At 38.6% G+C, this 12,107-nt stretch carries 11 protein-coding genes and 1 pseudogene; 9 read left to right on the top strand and 3 right to left on the bottom strand.

Going from position 1 to position 12,107, the window contains the following annotated elements:
• Positions 1 to 243 precede the first annotated feature (243 nt).
• The 3 genes from C9991_RS05505 to C9991_RS05495 all read right to left on the bottom strand — a co-directional run bounded on the left by C9991_RS05505 (position 244) and on the right by C9991_RS05495 (position 3,138).
• Positions 244 to 1,245, bottom strand: coding sequence for an HNH endonuclease signature motif containing protein (locus C9991_RS05505; protein WP_106811761.1), 1,002 nt, complete (start codon positions 1,243 to 1,245; stop codon positions 244 to 246).
• Between the two features lie 74 nt (positions 1,246 to 1,319).
• A complete protein-coding gene (gene pyrH / locus C9991_RS05500) occupies positions 1,320 to 2,030 on the bottom strand; it encodes a UMP kinase (RefSeq protein WP_106811559.1) in 711 nt (236 codons plus the stop codon).
• Positions 2,031 to 2,247: 217 nt separating this feature from the next.
• On the bottom strand, positions 2,248 to 3,138 hold the full coding sequence (locus tag C9991_RS05495) for an AraC family transcriptional regulator (protein WP_106811558.1): 891 nt from the start codon (positions 3,136 to 3,138) through the stop codon (positions 2,248 to 2,250).
• Between the two features lie 183 nt (positions 3,139 to 3,321).
• On the opposite strand from C9991_RS05495, the gene rbr reads away from it, so the two are divergent.
• From rbr to C9991_RS05455, 9 genes and pseudogenes are all read left to right on the top strand, one after another.
• Positions 3,322 to 3,861: a rubrerythrin gene (rbr, locus tag C9991_RS05490; protein WP_106811557.1), complete on the top strand. Its 540-nt coding sequence runs from the start codon at positions 3,322 to 3,324 to the stop codon at positions 3,859 to 3,861.
• 29 nt (positions 3,862 to 3,890) lie between these two features.
• A complete protein-coding gene (locus C9991_RS05485) occupies positions 3,891 to 4,055 on the top strand; it encodes a rubredoxin (RefSeq protein WP_106811556.1) in 165 nt (54 codons plus the stop codon).
• Between the two features lie 86 nt (positions 4,056 to 4,141).
• Positions 4,142 to 4,630, top strand: a complete 489-nt coding sequence (locus C9991_RS05480) for a 3'-5' exonuclease (RefSeq protein ID WP_106811555.1) — start codon at positions 4,142 to 4,144, stop codon at positions 4,628 to 4,630.
• Positions 4,631 to 4,778: 148 nt separating this feature from the next.
• Positions 4,779 to 4,874: pseudogene (locus C9991_RS17355) on the top strand (DUF6140 family protein); the annotation flags it as partial.
• A 203-nt stretch (positions 4,875 to 5,077) separates the two neighbouring features.
• The gene (locus C9991_RS05475) at positions 5,078 to 5,350 is read left to right on the top strand and encodes a hypothetical protein (RefSeq protein ID WP_106811554.1); all 273 of its coding nucleotides are present in this window, start codon (positions 5,078 to 5,080) and stop codon (positions 5,348 to 5,350) included.
• 394 nt (positions 5,351 to 5,744) lie between these two features.
• Complete coding sequence (locus tag C9991_RS05470; RefSeq protein WP_106811553.1) at positions 5,745 to 6,830, top strand: DNA cytosine methyltransferase; 1,086 nt, start codon at positions 5,745 to 5,747, stop codon at positions 6,828 to 6,830.
• Positions 6,817 to 8,319 carry an ATP-binding protein gene (locus C9991_RS05465; RefSeq protein WP_106811552.1) on the top strand — a complete coding sequence of 501 codons (1,503 nt, stop codon included), beginning with the start codon at positions 6,817 to 6,819 and terminating at the stop codon, positions 8,317 to 8,319. Before C9991_RS05470 ends, C9991_RS05465 begins: the two co-directional genes overlap by 14 nt.
• Positions 8,320 to 8,321: 2 nt before the next feature.
• Positions 8,322 to 11,195 (top strand): Z1 domain-containing protein, encoded by a 2,874-nt coding sequence (locus C9991_RS05460; RefSeq protein ID WP_106811551.1) that lies wholly within the window; start codon positions 8,322 to 8,324, stop codon positions 11,193 to 11,195.
• Positions 11,185 to 12,102: a PD-(D/E)XK motif protein gene (locus tag C9991_RS05455; protein WP_106811550.1), complete on the top strand. Its 918-nt coding sequence runs from the start codon at positions 11,185 to 11,187 to the stop codon at positions 12,100 to 12,102. The genes C9991_RS05460 and C9991_RS05455 overlap by 11 nt, the downstream gene beginning before the upstream one ends.
• The last annotated feature ends 5 nt before the right edge of the window (positions 12,103 to 12,107 follow it).

Raw genomic sequence — 12,107 nt, 5'->3', positions numbered from 1 at the left:
AGCAACCTCACCCACGGTCACATGCCTTATATGAAGTTTCTGTCCGTTAGGTCAGATGTTTGTCTTGGGCTTCCTTCAGATTTCATCTCGCGATGAACACCCTTGCCTTTGACTATGCAATTCCCGCTATTAGGGCTTGCTCGGGACTTTCACCCGTTAGACAATGCTCATGCCGAGCGTACTACAAAGAAAAGCGTGCAACTCATTGGAGTTGCACGCTTTTCTTTTATTACTAAAGTTTTATTAGTTCACTACATACTTCTTGCCATTGACAATATACATACCCTTGGCAAGGCCGTCGAGAGCATTAGCCTCGCTGTCGGCAGTACGAACCATGGTGCCACTTATAGTATAGACACGCACAATACGCGGAGCCTCAACAGTAGGAATGTCGTATATGCCGGTGGGCTTGTCGTAATTGTCGTAGCTGAAAGGCACGTCCTGCTTGTCGCCCCAGATATACTGCTCCAGTCCCGGATAGTCGACAAAGGGGTTGCGGTTCTTCTGTATACCATAAACAGCATTGTTGCGGTTTATCTCCTTCTCGCTAACGGGGTCGTTGGCAGCCCATTTCAGCAGCATTGTTATTGCCCATTCCTTATATGCCGGATACTTATTGCCTGCAAGCATCGGACAACTCCAATTGGAAACCTTATCCTCATAGCACGTTGCCATATATAGGTAGATACGTGCAAAGTCGCCCTTGTAAACATCATTAGGCTCGAATACTGTACCATTATAGCCAGGAGTCTTCGAGGCACCAAGTTTACTAAAACCCTTATTCGACTTGTATTTATCACCATCAGTCTCACCAAAAGGCTCGTGTCCACGACGATTGTTTACATATCCATCACATGGTACAACGTGTACAATATCCGAATACATTGGCGACACCTTACCGCCAAACCAACTCTTAGGGAACGAGTGCTCACGGTTGAACATGTCGCCCTCTTTCTTATAACTACCTGTACACTGGCTAAAGTTATAGTTGGTTGTACACGAATACATATCCCATACCTTGCCGTCTTCGCGGCGGTCCGTCTTCTTATATTGGTTTTGCAGACTGTTGTACGAAACCACATGAGGACTCTTTATGATATTAAACAACGCTGTCTTAAGCGCTTTTCCCTTCTTGCCGTCAGCAGCCTTATAATAAGTACCGCTACCATTTGGTCCCTGTGCAAATGCAGAGCTGAAGGCAAAGAAAGCCAATGTTAAAGAAATACTGCGTAAAGAATGTTTCATTATCAAGAACAATATATCATTATACATAAACAGCACGGCACAAAGCCGTACTGCCATGTTTTTTTTATTTATAATTAGTTGTGCACCAATGTACCGATAGGCTCACCATCCATAACCTTCTTAAGGTTGCCCACAATGTCCATGTTGAACACGTAGATAGGCAAGTTGTTCTCCTTGCACATTGTTGTTGCTGTGAGGTCCATAACCTTAAGGCCACGAGTATAAATCTCGTCGTATGTTATGTCGGTAAACTTGGTTGCTGTTGGGTCCTTCTCTGGGTCGGCTGTATAGATACCGTCAACACGTGTACCCTTAAGCATAACGTCAGCCTCGATCTCTATACCGCGCAATGACGAACCAGTATCGGTTGTGAAGTAAGGCGAACCAGTACCTGCCGAGAATATGCAGACATATCCTGCCTCCATAGCCTCAATAGCCTTCCACTTAGAATAGAACTCGCCAATAGGCTCCATACGAATAGCAGTAAGCACCTTGGTCTTAACGCCAATGGCACCGAGGGCAGAGCTAAGAGCAAGCGAGTTGATCACTGTTGCACACATACCCATTTGGTCGCCCTTAACACGGTCGAAACCCTTAGATGCTCCGCTAAGTCCACGGAAGATATTGCCGCCACCTATAACGATGCCTATCTGCACACCCATATCGTGCACTTCCTTTATCTGCTGTGCATACTCGCCCAAGCGAACTGGATCAATACCAAAGCTCTGCTTGCCCATAAGGCTCTCACCGCTGAGCTTGAGAAGAATTCTATTAAACTTGCTCATTGTTGTTATGTTTTTATTATAGTTATATTATTGTTTTACTGTAGGTCAACACATTGTTTGGCATTTAAAGCACATATATCCAATGTAAAGACAAAGGTACAGCAAATTTCTTATAGTAAGAAATATGTTGAGAGATTATTTGGCTGCCGTATCAATATTCTAACACTTACGTAATCCACCCGCCTATTCGTTTACAAAAAGTAGCCTTTTGTTGAAATTACTGCAAGTCGCGGAACTCAGAAGGAAGATAACCTGTCTGACGCTTGAATAGCTTTACAAAATACGAGGGGTCGTCGTATCCCAAACTGGCAGCTATCTCCTTTATCATCATGTTAGTGTATTTAGCCATTCGTTTTGCCTCAAGAATGATGCGCTCATTGATGAATGCAAGTGGCGACTTACCCGAACATTCATTCACACTCTTGTTTAGTGTGCGTACTGCCACATTTAGGCGGTCGGCATATTCTTGAACGGTATGCAGACTATTATACTCTTCCTCCACCATGTGGCGAAATTGTATAAACAGTCGATGCGACGGTTTTAGCATGTCAAGATTTTTGCCTGCCTCATGCAAGCCATATCTCTGTATCTTTACAAGGAATATGCAGAGCAAAGATTTCAGTATGTCCACATTACCCACTTCGCCGTAATGCCTTGACTCTTCCTCCATATCATCCACCAATGGCATTAACATACGCGCGGTTGTATCATCTATAATATAATAAGGTGTAGAATCGTAAGTATGGAATGAGTTATATTTCAGAAAAAGACTGTCGGCATTGCCTCCTGACACATTGTCCTTCATCATATCGGTACACATCTTAATTGCCACACCCTTATAGCCTTCTTTCCTGTCAAAATGATGCACCTGACCAGGCGCAAGAAAGAATATAGTGCCTGGCTTCACTTCATAATCATTAAAGTCGACAGTATGAACGCCCGTTCCTTCCTGAAACCATAGTATCTCATAGAACGAATGTACATGCGCCATACAATCGTCTACCTCACTTGTCTCAAAGAAGTCGGGCATACGTTCTACCCTAAATCCATTGCCGCGTGACATGTTGCACACGGTGGAATATTTATTGTTAAGTTCTTCTGCTGTCATATTATATCTGTTATTTGGGTATAAAATTACAAAACAAATGGTAAATTTCAGCAAAATAAGCGTACAAATATGTCGTAGTACCGAAATTTACTATCTATTTGCCGATATTTATTTTGCTAATCTAATGATTATCAGTAAATTTGCATCAGATAAAGAAAACAATAACATTAAAAAAATACGACTATGGCAAACAAATATTCAGGCACACAGACAGAGAAGAATCTCGCTGCTGCTTTCGCAGGCGAATCACAGGCTCGCAATAAGTATACATATTTCGCATCACGTGCAAAGAAGGACGGATTTGAGCAGATAGCTTCTATCTTCCAGCAAACTGCCGACAACGAGAAGGAACACGCCAAGATGTGGTTTAAGGAGCTTAGTGGCATTGGCAATACTGCCGAGAATCTTGCAGCTGCTGCTGAAGGCGAGAACTATGAATGGACAGATATGTATGAAAACTTTGCCAAGACTGCCGAAGAGGAAGGCTTCAATGAATTGGCACAGAAGTTCCGCCTTGTTGCTGCTATCGAGAAGCGTCATGAAGAGCGTTATCGTGCTCTACTGCACAACATTGAGGCTCAGGAAGTGTTCAAGAAGAGCGAGGTTAAGGTATGGGAATGCCGCAACTGCGGACATATTGTAGTAGGAACCGAGGCTCCTGAAATCTGCCCTACCTGCTCACATCCAAAGTCTTACTTTGAGCTACATGTAGATAATTTCTAATTATACAAACCCCTAAAAAACAACAAGCTATGAAGAAGTATGTATGCGACGTATGCGGTTGGGTATACGACCCAGCTGTAGGAGTGCCAGAGGCTGGAATACCAGCAGGTACACCATTTGAGGAACTTCCCGATGATTTCGAGTGTCCTCTTTGCTCAGTAGGAAAGGACGAGTTCTCTCCTGTAGAGGATTAAGTTAATAAAAACATATCCACAACCCATAATACTCCCAAAGTGTTATGGGTTGTTTTTTTCGTACAATATAAATAAATACATCTTACATGCAGGACTTTGCAGCAATAGATTTCGAGACAGCCAACAACGAGCGCAGTTCGGTATGCTCTGTTGGCATAGTTATAGTTCGTGATGGCAAGATAGTGGACAAGTTCTACTCGCTAATAAAGCCTGAGCCTGAGTATTACAACTATTGGTGTAGTAAGGTTCATGGCCTTTGTGCTTCTGATACCTACAAAGCTCCAATATTCCCTGAAGTATGGAAGCAGATAGAACCCAAGATAGCTGGCCTTCCGCTCGTAGCCCACAACAAATCCTTTGACGAGAGTTGCCTAAAAGCCGTATTCCGTGTCTATCAAATGGATTATCCCGATTACGAGTTCTACTGCACTTGCATAGCATCACGCCGAGTATGGCCCAAAGGACATCACAACCTTGATATTATTGCCGCACGTTGCGGATACGATTTAACCAATCATCATCATGCTTTGGCGGATGCAGAGGCATGCGCGGCAATTGCATTGCGAATACTATAACATTGTTATCTGGCCGCAAGAACCAAGTATTTTTCCTTATGAACCATTATGGACTTGATTGTTTCATACCGATTCACTATCTTTGTCCTCAAATTTAGACACCCCAAAGGCTATTTAGTACACATCAGACCATTTCTATAATGGAGCGAAAGAAATACAAGAGCAGTATATGCGCATGTACAAGTTTGACTACAAAAAGAGCAACTGCAGCAAGTATGATTTCGAGTTTATTAAACTTAGTTGATTGTTTTCAGTAAGAAACGTGACGCACTATTAAGTAGCTCACGTTTACTTGAAAGAGACCCATGAAGTCTCTATTAGAGCTTGACCATGATTTCTTGTTTTATGATTTTAACAAGAGTCATGGTCAAGTTTTTTTTATCCTAAAAACTCTCCTACAAGTGGAACGAAATATGGAACGAACCTGAGTATAACGATGCTGCAAAGATGGTCAATGCTCGAAAGGAAGAAGAAACTCGTCTTTCGGAAGAGGCGAAGCGTGAAGAGCAAGCAAGAGAAAACAGACGACAATCAGTGCTCGATAGTCTTGTCACTAATGGCAAAGATAGCCTAAGAAGTTTCGCTCTTACTGACAGTATAGATTTCTATGAGAAAGAAGCAAAGCAATCTATTATGGTATTATGGCTACTGCCACAAAATCCAACATTGCGCTTCGCTCTCCACAAGGAGCAAAATTTGCAGTTGAAAGATTTCTCGTGAGCATGTATTGGAATGGTTGTGGCAACTATCGGAGAGATACATACGTTTCACTCGGTGGCTCCAATGGTTGTGCTGACCAACTTACGAATTGGGACGGAACACAGAAGTTGGGGTTAGGAGCTTAACCAAAAAAGAAGTCACAAGGTTTATCCAGATAATGACAATTTGAGGCGATTTGTGGTAACGCTACAAATCGCCTCAAATTACAGGAATGTGATGCTAGAAGTAAAGATTTCCAATTATTTATTTTTTCGTCTGAATAAGATTTCTTACTTTTGTAGTCAATAATTGACAATTCTTTTAAAAGATAATCTGTCACTTGTAATGAACATAATAGAATGTTGTTAAAACAAATTCTGAATTATAATAAATGAATAAAGAGTAACAAAAAACAATGCTGTACGGAATAGATATTTTTTCTGGTGCAGGAGGTCTAAGTCTTGGTGCAGAAATGGTTGGAATAAAAATCAGTCATGCTGTAGAAATTAATCCAAGTGCAGCTAAAACCTTCTTGCGAAATCACAAGGGGGCAGAAGTACACCAAGGTGATATTAAGGATATAAAATCATCTGATCTTATCTCCAAAAATCATCCTGTGTTTGTAATTATGGGAGGGCCTCCATGCCAAGGCTTTTCCCTTTCCAATACACGGACAAGGAATATGGAGAATAAGAATAATTTTTTATTCTTAGAATTTGTAAGATTAGTTAAAGAAATTAAACCTACATGGTTCGTCTTAGAAAACGTGTGGGGGCTTACCAACATCAATGAAGGCCAAACAAAGACCATGATTGAAAATTGTTTCCAAGAATTAGGATACAAAGTGAAATCTGAAGTCCTGTGGGCTTCTGACTATGGAGTACCACAAAAAAGGAACCGTTTTTTTATGGTTGGGAATAAGAATGGAATAGAATTCGAATTTCCAAAACCATTTGATTATGAAGTCACTGTTGAAGAAGCTATAGCAGATTTACCAATACTTGCTAATGGACAAATGCTTGCAGAAGCACCTTACATGATACCTTTTGAGCAGTCCAGTGATTATGCACAACAAATGCGCAAGAAATCAGATGTTGCTACACAGAACTATGTGTCACGCAACAATGAACTTGTTATAGAAAGGTATCGGCATATTCCACAAGGTGGAAATTGGCGCAACATTCCTGATTATTTGATGAAAAATTATGCGGACAAGAGGCGTTGTCATAGTGGAATTTACAAAAGACTTGTTGCAAACAAACCTTCTGTTGTAATATCAAACTATCGTAAAAGTATGTTGATTCACCCATATCAGGATAGAGGACTTTCCGTAAGAGAAGCAGCCCGTTTACAAAGTTTCCCAGACAACTTTATCTTTGAAGGCCCGATATCTCACATACAACAACAAATAGGAAATGCAGTTCCGCCATTGCTTGCAAAAGCAGTTTTTTCTCAAATTGTAAAAATTTCTAAAAATTACAAGAAATATGAGCAAAGATAAAATCAATGTACCGAAGGCATCAACTCTAATGGGCTCTTTGCGTTCTATTGGTTACACCTTTGAGTCTGCGGTTGCTGATGTTATTGATAATAGTATCAGTGCTCATGCTTCAATCATTAAAATATTATTTCCTACTAATCCTCTCGACTCAATAGCTGTTGGCATTATGGACAATGGTGACGGTATGACAGATAATGAACTATTTGAAGCTATGCGTTATGGTTGCATGGCTTCAGAAATAGAACGTAAACAGGATGATTTAGGTCGCTTTGGTTTGGGAATGAAAGCAGCTTCTCTTTCCCAATGCCGAAATCTAACTGTCGTTAGTTTTGACACGAATTCAAATCTCAACGCTTATACATGGGATTATATTTATATTCAGAAGAAACAGGACTGGATTGTACAAGAACTTACAGAAAATGAAATAAGTAAACTTCCGTATATAAACTCATTGATAGAAAATAAGAAAGGAACACTTGTGCTTTGGCAGGATTTCGATGTTATATCCAAATCAAGTGATGGACAAGTATATGAAACACTTATTGATTTGCGAAAATCTCTTGAAAAGACATTGGCATTGATCTATCATAGATTCTTGTCCCAAACCACAACTTCAAAATTAAAGATATACATCAACAAACAGTCTGTTAAACCACTTGATCCTTTTTTAGAGCATCATCCCAAGACAACCTATAAAAAGGAGCGTACCATTGCCATAAATGATAGTGAAGGCAAGGAGCGTCTTATTTATATCAAGCCTTTTGTCTTGCCGTTTGCTACAGACATGAGTGAAAGCGATAAGAAACTTATTGGTGGAATAGAAAACCTTAGAACTAAACAAGGTTTTTATATTTACCGCAATAATCGTTTGATTATATGGGGAACTTGGTTTGGTATGAAACCACGTGCTGAACTAACAAAGAATGCTCGTATTCGTGTAGACATTCCAAATTCTCTTGATGACATATGGGGTATTGACATAAAGAAACAGAATGCCAGCATACCAAAGAGAATTCTTCATCAGTTAAAGAGAACTGTTGTTGAAGCGTTGAACATTTCGGTGAATCAGCAAACTTATAGAGGACGAACTGTAAAGATTGATGATGATACCGATTATATTTGGGATAGAAAAGAAGGACGTAATAATACTTTTTTCTATCAGATAAATCGGGAAAGTAAACTTTACAAATTTGTCAGAGAAAAGATGTCTGATTCCGATTATAGTTATTTGGAAATATTACTAACTGAAATAGAAAGGAATATTCCAATACAACAAATGTATATAGACAAATCTAATGAAGTAATTTCTGGTGAAGAAACAGATAGTAGATTCGATGATGTCTTTCAGATTGCAGTAACTATGATCGCGACATTAAAATCTACAGGTAATCAATCGTATGAGGATATTATAAATGGCTTGATGAAATCTGAGCCTTTTTGTAAGTATCCGAAAATAAGAGTTAAACTTATTGAAAACTTTAAGAGTTAAATATGACGGACGATTTATACTTATCATTAAAGCAAATTACATATGGATTTATCAACGCTGACAAAAGCGCTGGTAAAGAGGTAAAATATGAGAACATTAGTTCTTATATAGATAGAGCTGTATCTTTGTTTCCAGTCTCATGTGATGACAAAGCCAAAAAACGTCTTTTTACTGATATTGAATACCAGTTCCAGATAACTCACGCTAAAGGGCATGTTATATTTGACGATTACGACAATGCTAACGAATGGTACAGCAATGACAAAATAGAAGATCCTTACTTTTGGAATAGATACAAAAGTCTTCTCTTGGCAAATCCCTCTTTTAACATTAAGAGTATAAATCTTTTGGATGAAGAAACTTTGCCTAACATCATGAATTGTCTTGGAAATCCAAAAGAGCTGTTTGGGGGTAAGAGATTTAGAAAAGGACTTGTAATTGGTGATGTCCAATCCGGTAAAACAGCCACATACTCAGGTCTTATTTGCAAAGCTGCTGATGCTGGATATAAAGTTGTAATACTCCTTGCTGGTATAACAGAAAGCCTTCGACAGCAAACGCAAGAACGTATAGACGAAAGTATTGTCGGCATAACGTATAAAAAAGTTGGCAAACAAGTGGTTAGCAACAAAATTGGTGTTGGAAAAGACAACAAGCAACTTAGAGCTACGTCTTTTACATCATGTGTAAGTGATTTTGTTGGCAACCATGATAAAATTGCCATGTCTTTAAATTCACAAAACTCACTTATAGTTTTTGTCGTTAAGAAGAATGTATCTGTATTAAACAAACTTTATAAATGGTTATATGATCAAAATGTTGATACAGTAAAGGGTTACATTGATATACCAATGTTACTTATTGACGATGAAGCAGACAATGCATCCGTAAACACCAAGAAAGACGAAACGGATCCCACAAAAACAAATAAGCTCATACGCCAAGTATGTTGCTTATTCAAAGATACAACTTATGTAGGGTTTACAGCAACGCCATTCGCAAATGTTTTCATAGATCCAGACTCCGTTGACAGCATGAGAAATGCAGATCTGTTTCCTGAACATTTTATTTATGCTTTAGAGCCACCATCTAATTATGTGGGTGCTCAAAAAATATTCTATGAGGATGGTCCTTATTACAGGAATCTTCGCTACATAACCGATATAGAAGAACCTGATTACACATCAGAAGAATATCATGATATGGTAGAGAATGATGCCGAGACATTAAATTCAGGTACATTTTATTACCGTCATAAAAAAGAATGGAATGGGCAACTACCAAAATCATTGGATGAAGCTGTCTATTGTTTCTATTTAGCTAATACAATACGTGATTTACGAGGAAACCATTCCTCTCCACGCAGTATGTTAGTTAATATGAGCCGTTTTATAAAAGTACAAAAGTATATTGCTGAACATATTGAAACATTGCACGAAAAAATAGTAGATGACATCCGATTCAACTTTAGTGACGATTCGGAGAGCAATAAGTCCTTGCCTTTATACAAAAGGTTTGAAACTATTTGGAATAAGCATTTTGTACATGTTCATGACATAACTTTTGAGCGCATCATACAGAAACAGGCCATACTAAATGCTATAGATAAAATTAAAATTATGGTAGTCAATGGCTCTAAACAGAGCAGTGCTCTTGACTATCGTAACAATAAATTTTTACGTGTCATTGCAGTGGGTGGACTTGCCCTGTCCCGTGGGCTTACTTTGGAAGGACTTCTTGTAAGTTACTTTTATCGTAACACTTCAACTTTTGATGTGTTAATGCAGATGGGACGTTGGTTTGGCTATCGTGCTGGTTATGATGATATATTCCAAATTTGGACAAGCAAGAATAGTGCAGAATGGTATGCAGAAGTAGCGAGATCTTCTCAAGAATTGAAAGACAATATTAAAGATATGTACGACCAACGCCTTACACCAAAAGATTTTGGTATTAAGGTTCGAGACAATTCCGTGGAGTTACAGATAACAGCATCCAATAAGATGCGTAATGCTCTTGGCTTAGATGTTCGCTATTCATTCTATGGAAATATCTATGATACACCTTATGTGAGTTTTAACATCGAGCATAACAGAAATAACCTTAAACAAACAGGTGATTTGATAGCCAGATTGTTTGCTGGAGGATACACTCTCAGATACACGGATTTGGTTAAAAAGTCAAATAAAGACGTGTGTGATGCATCCGATGGAACTTCAAGATTCTTCGAGAATGTACCAAAGGATTTAGTAATTTCATTTCTTAAAAACATAAAATGTTCAATGGCAAACGGTAATTTCCACATTCCTAACATTTTGGAGTTCTTATCCGATCCAAACAATACAGGAATAGAACTATGGGATATAGTGATAGAAGGTGGTGAAAGCCAAGAGCATGTTTCTTTCGATGGGTTAAAAGCTATAAGGTGCATGAAACGTTCCATTGAATATGGGAATAGAAATGTAGTACAAATTAGTTCAAGGCGTAGAGTATTAAGTGGTAGCTCAGAAGGCAAATTCGCTTTATCAAAGGAGCAGATACAGCTTGCTGAAAAAAGATGTACAGAGGATTGGATTTCAAAAGGAGAACCTACTGAAGGACGTGAATTTAAACTGAAAGCATATTTTCAATACTTGCCGCAAAGGAAACCAATTTTCATTATCATGCCCATAGCGCCCAAGGAAGCGACATCTGACGAGAATGAGCGAATGACCAAATTCCGTACAGAACTTGGCAATGACAAAATTATCGCTTTTGCAATAGGTTTGCCAGGAGTACAAGGAATGGAAAATGCTGTTCATTACAAAATAAACAAGATTTTTCAACGTCTCAATATTGAGGATATAGAAGAAGAGGAGGTAGACGATGCAGACTAAGATTTTCACAATCCTTTCAGGAGATATCCCTGCAAGTCATTTCATCCGCATAGGTAATAATCGTAATATTAATATCTATGTTGGAAGGGACGAGTATGGCCGTTATTCTTTCGACTTTAGAGGTAGTTTTAAAATCTCCAAAACAAAAAGTTCTGAGATTATAAGTGTATCTCACATCAATTGTAACAACGACATTTTCTTACGATTCTCATTGGAGAAACCTTCTTTACTTGAGTATTTCTGCACTTTTTGTGAAGATTTAATGTCTTCATGTGCAGTTATCAATGACGATGAAACCGCTTATCACACTTTAAGAACTCGCTATTTTTCTTGGAAACAATTGTTTAAGCCTAATCATGGAAATCTCTCAGAGATTGAAATCATGGGATTGATTGGTGAGCTACTTTTTCTTAAAGGTGTGATGATTCTTGATAAAGGTTTAGATAAGGCGTTGGAAAGTTGGACTGGCCCAGAAAAGACTCATAAGGATTTTTCGCTTGATGAAGAATGGTATGAAATTAAAACAATAGCTGTAGGCAAGGAGACTGTTCATATCTCGTCAGTAGAGCAATTAGACAGTAAAGTCTGCGGTTTCCTTGTTGTATATGCTTTAGAGAAGATGAGCACATCATATAATGGGTTAAGGTTAAATGCACTTGTCACTAACATTATTGCCTCTATAAGTTCCACTATCCAAAAGGATTACTTTCTTGCTAAGCTTGGACTATACGGCTTTGACTTTTCTCCCGAAAATGACAATTATGTATACGACTTGAAGGCTATGAATATATATAAAGTTGAAGGAAACGATTTTCCACGAGTTATGAGAGAGAAATTACCTAAAGCAATTTCTAAAATACAATATGATATTGTACTCTCAAATATAGAAAAGTTTAAAATTTCGTAAAGAAC

The organism is Prevotella merdae (assembly GCF_900290275.1).
In the GTDB taxonomy this organism is placed as follows: domain Bacteria; phylum Bacteroidota; class Bacteroidia; order Bacteroidales; family Bacteroidaceae; genus Prevotella; species Prevotella merdae.
This window is presented reverse-complemented; position numbering and strand designations above follow the sequence as displayed.